At 70.5% G+C, this 15,856-nt stretch carries 14 protein-coding genes and 1 pseudogene; 7 read left to right on the forward strand and 8 right to left on the reverse strand.

Annotated elements, in window-relative coordinates:
* Nucleotides 1-50 precede the first annotated feature (50 nt).
* Nucleotides 51-1,208, forward strand: coding sequence for a low specificity L-threonine aldolase (locus QFZ67_RS16720; RefSeq protein ID WP_307661887.1), 1,158 nt, complete (start codon nt 51-53; stop codon nt 1,206-1,208).
* Between the two features lie 151 nt (nt 1,209-1,359).
* Nucleotides 1,360-1,688, forward strand: a pseudogene (locus tag QFZ67_RS16725) (ArsR/SmtB family transcription factor); the annotation flags it as partial.
* Here the strand turns inward: QFZ67_RS16725 and QFZ67_RS16730 are convergent.
* Nucleotides 1,685-2,662: a zinc-binding dehydrogenase gene (locus QFZ67_RS16730; protein WP_307661888.1), complete on the reverse strand. Its 978-nt coding sequence runs from the start codon at nt 2,660-2,662 to the stop codon at nt 1,685-1,687. The pseudogene QFZ67_RS16725 and the gene QFZ67_RS16730 sit on opposite strands and share 4 nt — an antisense overlap.
* 102 nt (nt 2,663-2,764) lie before the next feature.
* On the opposite strand from QFZ67_RS16730, the gene QFZ67_RS16735 reads away from it, so the two are divergent.
* Nucleotides 2,765-3,109 (forward strand): helix-turn-helix transcriptional regulator, encoded by a 345-nt coding sequence (locus QFZ67_RS16735; protein ID WP_307661889.1) that lies wholly within the window; start codon nt 2,765-2,767, stop codon nt 3,107-3,109.
* Here QFZ67_RS16735 and QFZ67_RS16740 read toward each other — a convergent pair whose 3' ends face one another.
* Together QFZ67_RS16740 and QFZ67_RS16745 are read right to left on the reverse strand one after the other, a co-directional pair.
* A complete protein-coding gene (locus tag QFZ67_RS16740; protein ID WP_307661890.1) occupies nt 3,110-3,781 on the reverse strand; it encodes a response regulator transcription factor in 672 nt (223 codons plus the stop codon).
* Nucleotides 3,782-3,865: 84 nt separating this feature from the next.
* Nucleotides 3,866-5,068: a sensor histidine kinase gene (locus tag QFZ67_RS16745; RefSeq protein WP_307661891.1), complete on the reverse strand. Its 1,203-nt coding sequence runs from the start codon at nt 5,066-5,068 to the stop codon at nt 3,866-3,868.
* Nucleotides 5,069-5,167: 99 nt separating this feature from the next.
* Between QFZ67_RS16745 and QFZ67_RS16750 the strand changes: the two genes are divergently transcribed.
* Both QFZ67_RS16750 and QFZ67_RS16755 read left to right on the forward strand, forming a co-directional pair.
* A complete protein-coding gene (locus QFZ67_RS16750; RefSeq protein WP_307665869.1) occupies nt 5,168-6,166 on the forward strand; it encodes an SAM-dependent methyltransferase in 999 nt (332 codons plus the stop codon).
* Between the two features lie 56 nt (nt 6,167-6,222).
* Nucleotides 6,223-7,365, forward strand: a complete 1,143-nt coding sequence (locus QFZ67_RS16755; RefSeq protein WP_307661892.1) for an NADH-quinone oxidoreductase subunit D — start codon at nt 6,223-6,225, stop codon at nt 7,363-7,365.
* A 72-nt stretch (nt 7,366-7,437) separates the two neighbouring features.
* Here the strand turns inward: QFZ67_RS16755 and QFZ67_RS16760 are convergent, their stop codons facing one another.
* The 4 genes from QFZ67_RS16760 to QFZ67_RS16775 all read right to left on the reverse strand — a co-directional run bounded on the left by QFZ67_RS16760 (nt 7,438) and on the right by QFZ67_RS16775 (nt 10,933).
* Entirely contained in the window at nt 7,438-8,433 is a 996-nt protein-coding gene (locus QFZ67_RS16760; RefSeq protein ID WP_307661893.1) for a hypothetical protein, read from the reverse strand.
* Between the two features lie 85 nt (nt 8,434-8,518).
* On the reverse strand, nt 8,519-9,490 hold the full coding sequence (locus QFZ67_RS16765; protein ID WP_307661894.1) for an ABC transporter substrate-binding protein: 972 nt from the start codon (nt 9,488-9,490) through the stop codon (nt 8,519-8,521).
* Nucleotides 9,491-9,512: 22 nt separating this feature from the next.
* Nucleotides 9,513-10,181: an ABC transporter permease gene (locus QFZ67_RS16770; RefSeq protein WP_307661895.1), complete on the reverse strand. Its 669-nt coding sequence runs from the start codon at nt 10,179-10,181 to the stop codon at nt 9,513-9,515.
* Nucleotides 10,181-10,933, reverse strand: a complete 753-nt coding sequence (locus QFZ67_RS16775) for an ABC transporter permease (protein WP_307661896.1) — start codon at nt 10,931-10,933, stop codon at nt 10,181-10,183. The genes QFZ67_RS16770 and QFZ67_RS16775 overlap by 1 nt, the downstream gene beginning before the upstream one ends.
* Before the next feature lie 132 nt (nt 10,934-11,065).
* On the opposite strand from QFZ67_RS16775, the gene QFZ67_RS16780 reads away from it, so the two are divergent.
* On the forward strand, nt 11,066-12,223 hold the full coding sequence (locus tag QFZ67_RS16780) for an ABC transporter ATP-binding protein (RefSeq protein ID WP_307661897.1): 1,158 nt from the start codon (nt 11,066-11,068) through the stop codon (nt 12,221-12,223).
* Nucleotides 12,224-12,269: 46 nt separating this feature from the next.
* Here the strand turns inward: QFZ67_RS16780 and QFZ67_RS16785 are convergent, their stop codons facing one another.
* Complete coding sequence (locus tag QFZ67_RS16785) at nt 12,270-13,382, reverse strand: esterase family protein (protein WP_307661898.1); 1,113 nt, start codon at nt 13,380-13,382, stop codon at nt 12,270-12,272.
* 147 nt (nt 13,383-13,529) lie between these two features.
* Here QFZ67_RS16785 and QFZ67_RS16790 point away from each other — a divergent pair, with 147 nt between their 5' ends.
* Nucleotides 13,530-15,362: a phosphatidylglycerol lysyltransferase domain-containing protein gene (locus tag QFZ67_RS16790; protein ID WP_307661899.1), complete on the forward strand. Its 1,833-nt coding sequence runs from the start codon at nt 13,530-13,532 to the stop codon at nt 15,360-15,362.
* Nucleotides 15,363-15,856: the final 494 nt, after the last annotated feature.

The raw sequence follows: 15,856 nt of genomic DNA on the forward strand, positions 1-15,856 counted from the left end.
CTTGCGGTTGTCCACAGCCTGTGGGCGGCGGCGTGGGCGATGATCGGGGCATGGCTGAAGCTGAAGAGGCTGAAGTGGGCGAGCAGGACGAGCGGCGGCGCAGGCTCGCCGCGTGGCGGGCCTCGCACCGGGTGCTGTGGCGGGCCTCGGCGGACCGCCGCGTCGGGGAGCGGCTGACGGCGCTTGCGGCGGACGCGGGGGCGGTCTACGACCTCGACGAGTGGACCGATGTGTACGGCAACGGGGTCGTCGCCGAGTTGGAGCGGCGGGTGGCGGAGCTGCTCGGCTTCCCGGCCGCGGCGTTCTTCCCGACCGGGACGATGGCGCAGCAGGTGGCGCTGCGGTGCTGGGCGGGGCGTACCGGGAACGCGACGGTCGCGCTGCATCCGATGGCGCATCCGGAGCTGCACGAGCGGGGTGCGGTCGGGGTGGTGAGCGGGCTGCGTACGGTCCACCCGACGAGCGCGCCGCGGCTGCCGACGGCCGACGAGGTACACGACTTCGACGAGCCCTTCGGGGCGCTGATGCTGGAACTGCCGCTGCGGGACGCGGGTTTCGTCCTGCCGACGTGGGACGAGCTGGTGGCGGTCGTGGAGGCGGCGCGCTCACGCGATGCAGTGGTGCACTTCGACGGCGCGCGCCTGTGGGAGTGCGCCCCGCACTTCGGCCGCGCGCTGGACGAGATCGCGTCGCTGGCGGACAGCGTGTACGTGTCCTTCTACAAGTCCCTGGACGCGATTTCGGGCGCGGTGCTCGCGGGCCCGCCGGAGCTGGTCGACGAAGCCATTGCCTGGCGCCATCGCTACGGCGGCCAGATCTTCCAGCAGTACCCCGCGGCCCTGTCGGCGCTGCTGGGCCTGGAACGGGAGCTGCCACGGCTGCCGTCGTACGTCGCCCACGCGAAGGTCGTGGCAGCGGCGCTGCGGGAGGGCTTCGCGGAGGCGGGCGTCCCGTGGTTCCGCATCCACCCGGAAGAGCCGCACACGCACCAGTTCCAGGTCTGGCTGGCGTCGGAGGCGGACGCGCTGAATGTGGCGGCGCTCGGCCAGTCTGAGGAGACGGGAGTGACGCTGTTCCGCAGGTGGTTCACGGAGGGCTGCCCGCCGGGGATCGCGGTCACGGAGGTGACGGTGGGGGCGGAGGGGCTGGAGTGGACGGGGGAGGACGTGAGGAAGGCGGCGGCGGAGTTTGTGCGGCGGGTGGGGTAGCTCCCCCACCCCGCCCCTTCCCGAAACTGGGGATGCTCCCCAGCCCCCTGGGGGGAGGGGAACGTGGGGGCTGACGCCCCCACACCCCCGAGAGCGCCGGCTTCGCGGCGCGGGGGGACCCACCGGTGCGCGGGCGGGCCGCCCACCGGTGCCGGCCCACCGGCCGGTGATCCACTACCCAGTCGGCTCGCCCGCACTGCCGGCCCCGCCCCCGTCGAGCTGCTGAAGCTGCGGATGGAGGCGCTGGCCCACCCCATGCGCATGCGCCTGTGCCGCAACCTCGCCCGTGCCCCGTTCACGACGAGCGAGCTGGCGGACGCGTACGGGATCACCGCGCCCGAGGTCTCCCGCCATCTCGCCGTGCTGAAGAAGGCCGGGCTGATCTCCACGCGGCGGCGCGGCCGGTACGTACTGCACCAGCTCGACGTCACCGCCGTCGCCCGGCTGGGGAGTGATTTTCTGGAGACCGTGCTGCGTTAACCCTGGACGCGGAGCAGCAGCTTGCCCGTCGTCGTACGGCTCTCGATCAGCCGGTGTGCCTCCGCCGCCTCGGCGAGCGGCAGTTCGGCGGTCACGGGAAGCTCCACCTCCCCGTCGGCGACCAGCCGGAACGCCCGCTCCGACAGCGCGCGCAGCGCGTCCGGCGCCGTCTCCGCCAGCGTCAGGATCGAGAAGAAGGCCACCGACCTTGCACCGGGCCCGAGTTCGGCCGCGCCGAACTGCCAAGGCGCCTCGTCGCTCGAGTTGCCGAAGGACACCGCCCGGCCGAACGGCGCGAGCGAGTCCAGGCTCCGGCGCAGCTGCTCGCCGCCGATCGGGTCGAGCAGCAGGTCGACCCCACGCCGGCCGGTGACATCGGCCAGCTGCCGCGCCCAGTCGTCGCCGACGAAGACCTGGTCGTAGCCGTGCTCGAGAGCGAAGTCGGCCTTGGCGGCGGACGACAACACTCCGTAGACCGCGCCCTTGCCCACCCGCTTCGCCAACTGGCCCACCACTGTGCCGACTCCGCCCGCCGCGCCCCGCACCAGCACGCTCTCGCCCGCACGCAGCCGCCCCATCTCATGGACCAGTGCATGCGCGGTGGGCAGCACGGTCGGCAGGGTGGCCGCGGTGCGCAGCGCGAGCCCGGCCGGAATGGGGAAGACGGTGGCGGCGGGGGCGAGCGCGACCTCGGCGTAGCCGCCCTGGGTCGTGAACGCGGCGACCTCCTGGCCGATGGCCGGCTCCGTGACGCCCGCACCGAGCGCCCGGACGCGGCCCGCGACCTCAAGTCCCGGACGCAAGGGGAGACTTGATGCCCTATAGCCGCTGCGCCTGGCCTTGATCTCCGCGAAGTTCACCCCGGCATACGCGACATCGATCGCCACCTCACCGGGCCCGGGTTCCGGCGCATCCGTCTCGACCAGCCGCAGCACCTCGGGGCCGCCGTACTCCGTCGCCTGGATCGCGCGCATGCCGAACTCCTCCGTCGTGAAAGCCTAGGGTGTTCAATGGAGAGCGAACACTCGAAGTGTATGACCGCCATCGAACACTCAGCAAGGAGGAACACACGCGACATGAGCAGCCACCGGCCCGCCCCCGAGCACACCCACCCCGCCGACGTCCCGCTCCTGACCGCGCTCGACGCCCTTGCCGACCCCGTACGCATGCGACTCGTCCGCGAACTGGGCGTCTCCGAGGACTGGACGCGCACCTGCGGATCCTTCGACGTGCCCGTACGGAAGGCGGCCATCAGCCACCACTTCTCGGTGCTGCGCGCCGCCGGACTCGTCGAGCAGCGCGACATAGGGCCGAAGCGGGTCAACCGGCTGCGGCGTACGGAGTTCGACGCGCGCTTCCCCGGGCTGCTGGACCTCGTCCTCCGGGAAGACCCACTGGACCTCGTCCCCCGGGAAGACTGATCAGCCGGCCCCGCCCGCCCGCACCAGTCCCGTCTCGTACGCCAGCACCACCACCTGCACCCGGTCCCGCAGGCCCAGCTTGGTGAGGATGCGGCCCACATGCGTCTTGACCGTGGCTTCCGAGAGCACCAGACGGCCCGCGATCTCGCCGTTCGACAGCCCCTGCGCGACCAGCAGCATCACCTCGCGCTCCCGCTCGGTGAGCTTCTCGATCTCCTTGTGCCGCGGCTCCTTGCCGCTGCTCGGCAGCAACGGTGCGAACCGGTCGAGCAGCCGCCGCGTCGTGGACGGCGCGACGACCGCGTCGCCGCTGTGCACCGAGCGGATCGCGCCGAGCAGTTCGCCGGGCGGCACATCCTTGAGCATGAAGCCGCTGGCGCCCGCCTTCAGCCCGGAGAAGGCGTACTCGTCCAGGTCGAAGGTGGTCAGTATCAGCACCTTCGGCGCGTCCGGCTCCGCGCAGATCCGGCGGGTCGCCTCGACGCCGTCCAGCCTCGGCATACGGACGTCCATCAGCACCACATCCACGGCCGTGGAGCGGAGGTTCTCGATCGCCTCCGCGCCGTCGCCCGCCTCGGCGACGACCTCCATGTCCGGTTGGGCTGCGAGCACCATGCGGAATCCGGTGCGAAGCAGCACCTGATCGTCGACGAGCATCACACGGATGGACATGTCAGCAGGGTCCTCGGTCTCTAGTGGACGGGGGGCTCAAGTGGGCGGGATCTCTAGTGGGCGGGGCTCAAGTGGGCGGGGGCTCTAGTGGGCGGGCTTGAGGGGAAGCAGTGCGCTGATCCGGAAGCCGCCGCCGGGCCGCGGCCCGGCGTCCAGCGTGCCGCCGACCATACCGACGCGCTCGCGCATGCCGATGAGCCCGTGGCCCCGGCCGTCGGCGCCGCCGTCCTCGTACATCTCGTGTGCCGCGCCGCGCCCGTCGTCCTCCACCAGCAGGCCGAGGCCGTCGTCGAAGTAGACCAGCCGTACGCTGGCGCCGACTTCCGGGCCGCCGTGCTTACGGGAGTTGGTCAGCGCCTCCTGGACGATGCGGTACGCGGTGAGCTCGACGCCGCTCGGCAGGGCCCGCGGCGTGCCCTCGATCTTGAAGTCCACGGTCAGACCCGCGCAGCGCACCTGCTCGACCAGGTCCTCGATCTGCCGCACATCGGGCTGCGGGACGTACTCACCGCTCTCCTTGGCATCGCCGGTGCGCAGCACGCCGAGCAGCCTGCGCATCTCCGCGAGCGCCTGGCGGCCGGTGGTCGAGATGGTCTCCAGCGCCTGCTTGGCCTGGTCGGGCGCGGCGTCCATGACGTACGCGGCGCCGTCCGCCTGCACCACCATCACCGAGACGTTGTGCGCGACGACATCGTGCAGCTCGCGGGCGATCCTGGCGCGCTCGGCCGCGACCGCGACCTTCGACTGCGCCTCGCGCTCCCTCTCCAGCCGGGTCGCGCGCTCCTCGAGCTGGGCGAAGTACGCGCGCCTGGTCCGTATCGAGTCGCCGAGCACCCAGGCGAGGGCGAAGGTCGCGCTCATGACGATCGTGAAGAAGATCTTGCCGCCGGCGCCGGTGTCCTCCATCGGCCAGCGCACCTGCGCCAACGGCGCCGCGGACAGCCCGCCGACGAGCGCCAGCCGGGACGCCCAGCGCGAGCCGTCGTGCGCGGCGAGGGTGTAGATGATCACCAGCATCGCGAAGTCGGCCGGGTTGACCTCGACGTCCAGTGCGAGCTGGGCGACTCCCAGTACGGCGGCGAGGACCAGCATCCTCTCCGGCATACGGCGGCGCAGGGCCACGACCAGACTCAGCAGGAGAACGATCACAGCAGCCGCTGTCCGGGGCTCGACCCCGACGGGGGCAGCTGTGATCACCCACAGCATTGAGAACCCGAAGAGCACGACAGCCCAGAAGGTGTCGACGCCCGTCGGGTGTCTGCGGATGAAGTCATAGAGGAGCTGCACGTAACCCAGCGTAGGGAAAGCAGATAGGTGCAAGGGTCAACCGGAGGAGCGATCCGGACGGCGGAAGCGTACTCCCCAAGGTGGAGACTTGGTCGCGTGATGGATGACGCAACGGGTGAGACGTGTAAGTGGCGCGGCTGGCGGGAAGCGACCCAGGCCGCGCTGTACGGGCCCGACGGCTTCTATCTGAAGCCCGAGGGACCGGCCGGGCACTTCCGTACGTCCGTGCACGCCTCGCCCCTCTTCGCCGCGGCGGTCGCGCGTCTCCTCCTCACCGCGGCGGAAGGAGCGGATCTCGACGAGGTGGCGCTTGTCGACATCGGCGCGGGCCGCGGGGAGCTCCTGACGGGCGTGCTGGCGGTGCTCCCGTCCGGCTTCCCGGTCCGGGCGTACGCCGTCGAACGTGCCGCCCGCCCCGCCGGCCTCGACCCCCGTATCGAGTGGGCCGCCGAGCCCCCCGCGGGCGTGAGCGGCCTCCTCTTCGCCAACGAGTGGCTGGACAATGTCCCGGTTGACGTCGCCGAGGTGGATCCGGACGGGGTGGCGCGCTACGTCCTCGTACGCCCGGACGGCACGGAGCGCCTCGGCTCCCCCGTGGGCGGCGCGGACGCGGACTGGCTGGCCCGCTGGTGGCCGCTGACGGAGCCGGGCACGCGGGCGGAGATCGGCCGCCCGCGCGACGAGGCATGGTCGGCGGCGGTGGGCACGCTGGAGGCCGGTCTGGCGGTCGCGGCCGACTACGCGCATGTACGGGACGCCCGGCCGCTCTTCGGCACACTGACCGGCTTCCGGGCGGGCCGCGAGGTTCCTCCCGTCCCGGACGGCAGCTGCGACATCACCTCCCATGTGGCGCTGGACGCGTGTGCGCTGCCGGGCGCGGAGTTGCTGCCCCAGCGGGATGCCCTGGCTCGCCTGGGCATCACGGGCGGGCGGCCCCCGCTGTCGCTGGCGACGTCCGACCCCGCGGCGTACGTCCGCGCGCTGGCCTCGGCGGGCGAGGCGGCGGAGCTGAGGGCGCGGGGCGGCCTGGGCGATTTCGGCTGGCTGGTGCAGCGGGTGGGCGGCCCGGCGCAATCTTCAAGCCCGTCCGGGGATTGAGGACCGGGGTCTGGGGCGGATCCCCGGCCGCGCCCCGCCCGGGGGATACTGGCGCCATGACGGAGACCACGGTCGGCATCGGCGGCGCGGCGGAAAGCACCGACATGGTGCTCAACATCGGCCCCCAGCATCCCTCCACCCACGGCGTCCTCCGCCTCCGCCTCGTACTCGACGGGGAGCGGATCCAGCAGGCCGAGCCGGTCATCGGCTATATGCACCGCGGCGCCGAGAAGCTCTTCGAGGCGCGCGACTACCGCCAGATCGTGATGCTGGCCAACCGCCACGACTGGCTCTCCGCCTTCTCCAACGAGCTCGGCGTCGTGATGGCCGTCGAGCGGATGCTCGGCATGGAGGTCCCGGAACGCGCGGTCTGGACCCGTACGCTCCTCGCCGAGCTGAACCGCGTCCTCAACCACCTGATGTTCCTCGGGTCGTACCCCCTTGAACTGGGCGGAATCACCCCGATCTTCCACGCCTTCCGTGAACGAGAGGACCTCCAGCACGTCATGGAGGAGGTCTCCGGCGGCCGGATGCACTACATGTTCAACCGTGTCGGCGGCCTCAAGGAGGACCTCCCGGCGGGCTGGCTCGGCCGGGCCCGCGAAGCCGTCGCCGCCCTCCGCTCGCGGATGGACGTGTACGACCGGCTGGTCCTCGGCAATGAGATCTTCCGCGGCCGTACGCGCGGCGTGGGCGTCCTGTCGGCGCAGGCGGTGCACGCGTACGGAGTGAGCGGCCCCATCGCCCGCGCGTCCGGCGTCGACTTCGATCTGCGGCGCGACGAGCCGTATCTGGCGTACGGGGAGCTGCAGGACACCCTCAAGGTCGTCACGCGGGCGGAGGGCGACTGCCTGGCCCGCTTCGAGGTGCTGCTCGACCAGACCCACAACGCGCTGGAACTGGCGGACGCGTGCCTGGACCGGATCGCCGAGCTCGCGCCGGGGCCGATCAACCAGCGGCTGCCGAAGGTGCTGAAGGCGCCCGAGGGCCACACCTACGCCTGGACAGAGAACCCGCTCGGAATCAACGGCTACTACCTGGTCTCCAAGGGCGAGAAGACGCCTTACCGGCTGAAGCTCCGCTCGGCGTCGTACAACAACATCCAGGCGCTGACGGTGCTGCTGCCGGGGACGCTGGTCGCGGACATGGTGGCGATCCTGGGCTCGCTGTTCTTCGTCGTCGGCGACATCGACAAGTAGTACTCGGGCGAAGCAGCACTCGGACGAAGTAGCACCCGGACCGTCAGCCGGGTCCGTCAGCCGGGTCCGTCGTCAGCTCACCGCGTCGCGCAGCTCCGTCACGTCCACCTGCTCCGTCTCGTCGTGTGCGGTCAGGTCGATGACCTTGCCGACCGCGCGCGAGTCCGCCGTACGTTGCGAGGCCAGCTCCTCGCCCACCACGTCCGCGAGGTCCTCGTTCTGCACGGCCTCTATGGCCTTTTGCGCACCGGGACCCGGAGCGGCGTCCCCGCCCGTGCCGAAGAAGTCGAAGCCGCCCTCGGGGCGCTTGGGCCGACGGCGCTGCGGACCGTACGGAACGATCGCTGCCGCCGCCGGGACGGGACGACGAGCGGGGACGGCGGACGACGGGCGGGTGTGCTGCTCTCCCCCGGCGACCGCCGCGTGCTTCCCCTGCGACTCGTCCGCCTCACGGGCCCGCTCGGCCAGATCGCGGGCTCGGGCCTCCTCGACGGTACGTTTCGCCTCCTGCGCGGCGGCGTTGCGCGACAGGTCATCCAGTGCCTTGTTGGCGCGCAGATACGTCGCCGGGGTGGGCGTGGTCCCCGCCGGGGGCAGCGCCTTGACCGGGGATGCCGCTTCCAGCGCGAGCTGGCGGCGGTCCTCGAGCACCCCGGCCCGCTCGGTCTCGGCGGTCGCGTACCGCCGCAGCAGCGCGGCGTGCTCACTGCGCAGCGCGGCCAGTTCGACCCGCTTTGCCCGGAGTTTCGCGTCGAGCTTGGCGCGCAGCTCGCGCGACTCCTCGACGTCCGTCTCGAGTTCGGCTATGCGCTCCTCGGTCTTCCACTGGTCGCTCGCGCGAGCGCGCGTGAGCTCAGCGACCCGGCGCCCGGCGGCCCGGTCCCAACTTCGCATCAGGACCGCGCCGGTGACGGCGGCGGCCGTCGCGGCAGTGACCAGCGAGCGGAGCACGACTGGCTCCGCCAGAAACCACGCGCCGGCGGCGCACAGCACCGACGCTCCGGCGACCGCCAAAGGCGGCAGCAGCCTGTGAAGGGGCGGGGAATGGCGGTGGCGTCCACGTGGCATGGCCTGAAATTTACCGTGCGTAGACGCCGAATGGGGTCTCGGCCCGGCAAATCTCTCATTGAAAGAACGCCGGGCCGCACCGCCGCTACTTCTTGAGCAGGCCCTTCGACTCGAGATATGCCTTCGCCGCGTCCTCGGGCTTCGCGCGCTCGGCGTCCACCTTGCGGTTCAACTCCGCGAGATCCTCGGTGGTCAGCGCCTTGGTGAGCTTGTCGAGGACGTCGGCAATCTCCTTCGATCCCGCGTCCTTCGCATTGACCACCGGCAGGACGTTGTCGGCGTTCTGGAGCTTCTTGTCGTCCTCCAGGAAGACCAGGCCGTCCAGCACCGCGTCGGTGGTCGTGGTCAGCACCAGCTGGTCGGCGCCGTCCTTGACCGCCTGCTTGGACTGCGGGGTGCCGACTCCCTTGGGGTCGATGCCCGTGACGTCAATGCCGTACGTCTTCTTCAGACCGGGCGCGCAGAACGGCCGCACCTCGCACTCGTCGCCCGCCGCGATCTTCACCTTGAGCTTCGACCTGCCGAGATCGGAAAGTGTCTTGAGGTTGTTCTTCTCGGCGAATTCCTTGCTCACCGCGAAGGCGTTCTGGTCGACGGCCGCGCCGGCCGGCAGCACCTTCAGTCCGCGCGGCTCGGCGAGCTTGGTGAGAGCGGCGACGGTGGCGTCGACGTCGCCGGACGCCACCGGCTTCTCGTCGGGCGCCTTCGGCCCGTTCACCTTCGCGTTGAGGAATTCGGCGATCGTCGCGGCGTATTCCGGTACGACGTCGATCTCGCCCTTCTCCAGGGAGGGTTCGTACAGCTCACGGTTCTTCACCGTGGTGACCGACGTCTTGTATCCGGCGTCGGCCAGGAGCTGCGCGTACAGCTCGGCGAGCACCTTGGACTCAGTGAAGGACGCGGCGCCGACGACGAGCGCGCCCTTCTTGCCCGTCCCATCGCCCGATACCGAGCCGCCCTTCTCCTTCTCCAGGCTGTCGCCGCCGCATGCGGCGAGAGAACCCGTCAGGGCCACCACACCGAGTACCGCACCCGCGATGCGCGAGGTCTTGATCATCAGGTTCTCCGTCCAAGTGTTGTCACACGGTCTTACGAAGGGGGCTCAACAGCCGGTCGGCCGCCACCAGCGCCCCCTCCACGAGCAGCGCGAGCAGCGCCGCGAGGAGCGCGCCCGCCACCACCTGCGGGGTGTTGTACGTGTTGAATCCCGCGGTGATGATCCGGCCCAGGCCGCCCTGGCCGACCATCGAGGCGATCGTGGCCGTGGCCACCACCTGGACGGCGGCCGACCGCAGCCCGGTCATGAGCAGCGGGTAGGCGAGGGGCAGTTCGACCCGCAAGAAGAGCTGGCCGCCCGACATCCCCATCCCCCGCGCGGCCTCCACCACCGCCCGGTCCACCTCACGCATGCCGACATAGGCGTTGGTCAGCAGCGGCGGGACCGCGAACAGCACCAGGGCGATGATCGTCGGCACATAGCCGGCGCTGCGCAGCGGCGTGAGCATGAAGAGGGCGAGGACCGCGAAGACAGGGATCGCCCGTCCGGCGTTGGAGATATTGACCGCGAGCGCGCCGCCCCGGCCCAGATGCCCCAGCCACAGCGCGACCGGCAGGGCGATCGCGCAGGCCAGCGCGAGGGCGATCCCGCTGACGTACACATGCTCGCCAAGACGGTGCCAGGCGCCGCTCTCCCCCGACCAGTTGGAGCCGGTGGTCAGCCACGTCCACGCGTCGGCCACTACCCCCATCAGCCCGTCACCTTCACCTTCGCCGTGCGCTCCACCGACGGCTTCACGGACGGCTTCACGGACGGCTTCACGGTGCGTATTCGGGTCCAGGGCGTCAGCAGCCGCTGGAGTCCGAGCAGCAGCACATCCGCCACCGCCGCCAGCAGCACACAGAGCACGGACGCGGTCAGCACCTGCGCCTTGAAGGTGGTCTGCACCCCGTCGTCGATGAGATTGCCCAGACCGCCCTTGCCGACCAGCGCGCCGACGGTCGTCAGCGCGATCGTCGAGACGGTCGCTATCCGCAGGCCCGCCATCAACGCGGGCAGCGCGAGCGGCAGCTCGACCTCCCAGAGCAGCCGCCCCGCTCCGTACCCCATACCGCGCGCGGCTTCCCGCGCCTCGTCGGGCACCGCGTCGAGGCCCGCCATGATGTTCCGTACGAGAATGGTGAGCGAATAGAGCACCAGGCCGGTCACCACCAGCGCCGCCGAAAGGCCGAAGACCGGCAGCAGCAGCGAGAACATCGCCAGCGACGGAATTGTGTAGAGCAGGGTCGTGAACCCCAGCACCGGGCCCGCGAACCGCGGCTCGGCGCGGGCGAGCAGCGCCAGCGGAAAGGCCACGGCAAGGCCGATCAGGACGGACACCACCGTGATCCAGACATGCTGGACTGTCGCATCGGTCAGCTCCTGGCTGCGGGTGCGGACGTACTCCCCGCAGATCCAGTCATTGGCCGCCAGGCAGCTTTGCGCCACAAACTGCGTACTCACCCATCCCCACCTCCCCAGCAGTACCGAACGTATGTATGTCTGGCGACCATATCCCTGAGCACTGACAATCGCCGAGGGCCGCCACATTGCAGCAACATGGCTTTCACACAACACCCGCCACAATGGGGAACCATGATCCGTTTCGAGCACGTCACCAAGCGGTACCCGGACGGGACGACAGCGGTCGACGACCTGTCGTTCGAGGTCGCCGAGGGCGAGCTGGTCACGCTCGTCGGACCGTCCGGCTGCGGCAAGACCACGACCATGAAGATGGTCAACCGTCTTATCGAGCCGAGTAGCGGCCGGATATTCCTCGACGGGGCCGACATATCCGCCATCGACCCCGTCCAGCTGCGCCGCCGTATCGGCTACGTGATCCAGCAGGTCGGCCTTTTCCCGCACAAAACGGTCCTGGAGAACACGGCGACCGTGCCCCATCTCCTCGGCTGGCAGCGCGGCAAGGGCCGTGAGCGCGCCGCCGAGCTCCTCGACCTGGTGGGCCTGGACCCCAAGACGTACGGCGACCGCTACCCCGAGCAGCTCTCCGGCGGCCAGCGCCAGCGCGTCGGCGTGGCCCGGGCGCTGGCGGCGGACCCGCCCGTGCTGCTGATGGACGAGCCGTTCGGCGCGGTCGACCCGGTGGTGCGCGAGCATCTGCAGAACGAGTTCCTCAGGCTCCAGTCCCAGGTCAAGAAGACCGTGCTCTTCGTCACCCATGACATCGAGGAGGCCGTCCGCCTCGGCGACCGTATCGCCGTCTACGGACAGGGTCGGATCGAGCAGTTCGACGCCCCGGCCGCGGTCCTCGGCGCCCCCGCGACGCCGTACGTCGCGGACTTCGTCGGCGCGGACCGCGGCCTCAAGCGGCTGTCCGTCACGCCCATCGAGGAGGGCGATCTGGAGCAGCCGCCCGTCGTCCATCTCGACGACCCGCTGCCTCGGGAGCTCGGCTCCCGCTGGGCCGTCGTGCTGGACAACGAGGACAATCTGCACGGCTGGATCTCCGCAGAGCAGGCGCGGCAGCCCGGCTCCGTGCGCGAACACGCCCGCCGGATGGAGGCCTGGCTGCCCGTCGGCGCCTCCCTCAAGCAGGCCTTCGCCACCATGCTCCAGCACGACGCGGGCTGGATCGCGGTGATCGACAAGGAGGAGACCGGGCGATTCCTCGGGGTCCTCACACCGGCCCGGCTGCACGAGGCGCTGCGCCGCTCGATCGACGCGGACAAGCAGGACATCCCCCGTACCGCGGTCGCGCTGGAGACGATCGAAACGGTCAAGTCGGCTACGTAGTTCACGAAGCGAAGTTCACGAAGCACAGTTCGCTCCGAAGCACAGTTCACGAAGCGCTGAGCCTGCCGCTGATCCACTCCAGGGCCGGCGGGATCTCGCGCCGCCATGTGTTGAAGTTGTGCCCGCCGCTGTCGAGCGTGATCGACGAGACGCGCGCGGGCGACTTCACCTTGTCGATGAACTGCAGGGTCGGCTTGAGGTTTCCCTCGCCCTCCTTGGAAGTGGTCACCAGGAAGGACGACTTCCCCTGCGGCAGGTGGTCCAGACTCCACAGCAGGTTGGCCCGGTTCTTCTCCTTCTTGTTGCCGTGGAAGAGATCACCGGTGGTGGGGTCGTCGGCGGCCTTGTAGTACGCGGAGAGGCCCGCGCTGGCCGCGAACTGCTCCGGGTGGTGCAGCGCGATCTTCAGCGCGCAGTAGCCGCCGGTCGAATTCCCGATGAAGCCCCAGTTCTGGGGCTTGGTCCCCACCCGGTAGGTCGCCGAGACCGCCTTCGGCAGATCCTTGGCGAAGAAGGTCTCGGCCTTCGGCCCGCCCGGTATGTCCACGCATTCGGTGTCCCGCGGCGGCGCGACGGTCGGTCGCAGCATGACCAGGATCATCGGCTGCATCCTGCCGGCCTTGGCCTGCTGATACGCCGTCCTGGGGTACTTCAGTCCCTTGAGCAGATTCTCCGCGGTCCCCGGGTATCCGGTCAGCACGAGAGCAGCCGGAAATGTACTCTTCGCGTATTTCGGCTGGAAATACTCCGGCGGCAGATAGACATACGCCGGGCTGTCTATCTTCGACTTCTCACCCGCGATGACGACCTTCTGAATCTGACCGCCCGTCGCGGGCCGCGAGCCGCCCGGCACATCCAGCTTCTGCTTCTCGACGACCTTGATCCGTTTTCCGCCGGCCGAGTGGTCCACGACCACACCGAGGTCCTGCTTCTGACCGAAGAGGTCGGACCAGGAGCCGTAGAAGAGGAAGGAGTTGTTGGCCGCGAGGCCGACCGCGGCGAAGAGCGCGAGCTGGGTCACCAGCAGCAGCCCGATCCTCCCGGACATGGCGCGCCAGCCGCGGCGGGCGAGCCGCGGCCAGAGCCAGATCGTGGCTGCGAACAGCAGCAGGGCCACGAGGATGGCCAAGGCCAGAACTTTGTTACTGGTCAGACCCATGAGTCGCGTGAGCTTTCTTCCTTGAGAATTTCCTGTGAATGAGTGAACCCGCCCCCCGGAAGTCCCGTCCTAGAGAGCGCAAATCGTCCGGAGCTCACTGTTCTGCGGCTCACGGACACAGGATCTCTCGCGGAGCCACGGGAAGCGATGTCTGTAACGGTAGATGAGGACAAATCAGGATTGGTTCCGGATTGGGTACGTCGCGTGCTGCGCGGCCCCCGCCCGGAAGTGGTCCCTTCGCTGGTCGGCACGGCCTGCACACTCGTCGGCCTGATCGACATCGCCGCCGGGGTCTTTCCCCGCTTCCGGCACAGCCGCATGCACTCCCTCGCCGAGGTGCTGCCGGGGGCAACCGGGCCGTTCGCCGCGGCGCTCTCGCTGAGCGCGGGCGTACTGCTGCTGCTGCTCGCCCACGGGCTCAAGCGCCACAAGCGCCGGGCCTGGCGGGCCGCGGTGATTCTGCTGCCCGCCGGGGCCGTGGGGCAGTTCGTCTATCGGCACTCGGTCATCGGTGTACTGCTCTCGCTGGTGCTTCTGACGCTGCTGGTGCGCCACAGGAGTGAGTTCGCGGCGCTGCCCGATCCACGCAGCCGGTGGAAGGCGCTCGCCAACTTCATCCTCATGGGCGCCGGTTCGCTGGGCCTCGGCCTGATCATCGTCAGCGCGCACCCGGGCAAGGTGGTCGGCAGCCCGAGTCTGACGGACCGCCTGGAGCACGTCCTGTACGGGCTCTTCGGCTTCGAAGGCCCAGTCGACTACGCCGGCAGGGTCTCCTGGACCGTCGGGTACTCCCTCGGCGCGCTCGGCCTGCTGACCGCCGTCACCACGATCTACTTCGCCTTCCGGCCGGAGCACCCGGCCGCGCGCCTCACCGAGGACGACGAGCGCCGACTGCGCGACCTGCTGGCCAGGCACGGCAGCCGCGACTCGCTGGGTCACTTCGCACTCCGCCGCGACAAGGGCGTCGTCTTCTCGCCCAGCGGCAAGGCGGCGGTCTGCTACCGCGTCGTCTCCGGCGTGATGCTCGCCAGCGGTGACCCGATAGGCGACGTCGAGGCCTGGCCGGGCGCGATCGAGCGCTTCATGGACGAGGCGAAGGCACACTCCTGGACCCCGGCGGTGATGGGCTGTTCGGAGACCGGCGGCGAGGTCTGGACCCGGGAGACGGGGCTGGACGCGCTGGAACTCGGTGACGAGGCGGTGGTGGATGTCGCGGATTTCTCCCTCACCGGGCGCGCGATGCGCAACGTACGCCAGATGGTGAAGCGCATCGAGCGCAATGGCTACGAGACCCGGGTGCGGCGCGCTCGTGACATCTCCGACGAGGAGCTGGAGCAGATCCGGCTGGCCGCGACGGACTGGCGCGGCACCGACACGGAGCGGGGCTTCTCGATGGCGCTGGGCCGGATAGGCGACCCGGCCGACGGCGACGCGGTGATCGCCACGGCCCACAAGCAGGACGCGGAGTCCCCCTACGGCGACCTGAAGGCGATCATCCACTTCGTCCCGTGGGGTACGGACGGCATGTCCCTGGAACTGATGCGGCGCGACCGCTCGGCCGACCCGGGCATGAACGAACTGCTGATCGTCGCCTCGCTGCAGGCGTCGCCGGGGCTGAAGATCGAGCGGGTCTCGCTCAACTTCGCGATGTTCCGCTCGGCACTCGCCCGCGGCGAGAAGATCGGCGCGGGGCCGGTCCTGCGGATGTGGCGCGGCCTGCTGGTGTTCTTGTCCCGGTGGTTCCAGATCGAGTCGCTGTACAAGTTCAACGCGAAGTTCCAGCCCCGATGGGAGCCGCGCTTCGTGGTCTTCCGCAACACCCGCGACCTCCCGCGCATCGGCTTCGCCGCGATGCAGGCAGAGGGCTTCGTGAACGTCGCGCTCCCCCGCCTCTTCCCCCGCCGCCGCCCGACGCGCCAACCGCGCCCGTGCGCCCACATCACGCCGCCCCAGCCGGAACACGAGATCCGCGCGGCGTAGGGAACAGGGGGCGGGGCCGGTCCGGCCCCGACTGCGGCGCAACGGCACGGTCGACAGGGCCCGGCTGCCTGCCGCGGGGCGGTCCGGCCTGACGGGCTTCCCGCCCGGGGCCAGGGGGTAACCCCGCCGCCCGGACCGCGGGAAGCGGGGCCCTGGCCGGCTTCCCGCCCGGAGAGCCCTTCTCCGCGCCCGCGAAGCTGCCGCCGCAGCGGCGCGGACGGCCCGGCCTGGCTGCCCGCCACGGCACGTGCACGGCCCGACTGCCGACTCTGCCGACCGCCGACTGCCGACTGCCGACTGCCGACTGCCGACTGGGGCACGGTCCGGCCCGGCAGCCCGGGCCGACTGCTGGCCGCGGCACAGTCGGCCACGCCCGACTGCCGGCTGCGGGGCGGTCCGGCCTGACGGGCTTCCCGCCCCCCGGGGCCTCCGCCGGGCGGGGCGAAGCTGCCGCGCCCGGCGGCGGCGTGGGGGTACCCCGTACCCCCGCATCT

This window comes from Streptomyces sp. V1I1 (assembly GCF_030817355.1).
Classification (GTDB): domain Bacteria; phylum Actinomycetota; class Actinomycetes; order Streptomycetales; family Streptomycetaceae; genus Streptomyces.

Coding starts and splice junctions, on each gene's coding strand:
- QFZ67_RS16720 (WP_307661887.1), top strand. CDS start 51: ATGGCTGAAGCTGAAGAGGCTGAAGTGGGCGAGCAGGACGAGCGGCGG.
- QFZ67_RS16730 (WP_307661888.1), bottom strand. CDS start 2,662: ATGCGCGCGATCCAGGCGACGGAGTACGGCGGCCCCGAGGTGCTGCGG.
- QFZ67_RS16735 (WP_307661889.1), top strand. CDS start 2,765: ATGAGCAGCCACCGGCCCGCCCCCGAGCACACCCACCCCGCCGACGTC.
- QFZ67_RS16740 (WP_307661890.1), bottom strand. CDS start 3,781: ATGTCCATCCGTGTGATGCTCGTCGACGATCAGGTGCTGCTTCGCACC.
- QFZ67_RS16750 (WP_307665869.1), top strand. CDS start 5,168: ATGGATGACGCAACGGGTGAGACGTGTAAGTGGCGCGGCTGGCGGGAA.
- QFZ67_RS16755 (WP_307661892.1), top strand. CDS start 6,223: ATGACGGAGACCACGGTCGGCATCGGCGGCGCGGCGGAAAGCACCGAC.
- QFZ67_RS16760 (WP_307661893.1), bottom strand. CDS start 8,433: ATGCCACGTGGACGCCACCGCCATTCCCCGCCCCTTCACAGGCTGCTG.
- QFZ67_RS16765 (WP_307661894.1), bottom strand. CDS start 9,490: ATGATCAAGACCTCGCGCATCGCGGGTGCGGTACTCGGTGTGGTGGCC.
- QFZ67_RS16770 (WP_307661895.1), bottom strand. CDS start 10,181: ATGGGGGTAGTGGCCGACGCGTGGACGTGGCTGACCACCGGCTCCAAC.
- QFZ67_RS16780 (WP_307661897.1), top strand. CDS start 11,066: ATGATCCGTTTCGAGCACGTCACCAAGCGGTACCCGGACGGGACGACA.
- QFZ67_RS16785 (WP_307661898.1), bottom strand. CDS start 13,382: ATGGGTCTGACCAGTAACAAAGTTCTGGCCTTGGCCATCCTCGTGGCC.
- QFZ67_RS16790 (WP_307661899.1), top strand. CDS start 13,530: ATGTCTGTAACGGTAGATGAGGACAAATCAGGATTGGTTCCGGATTGG.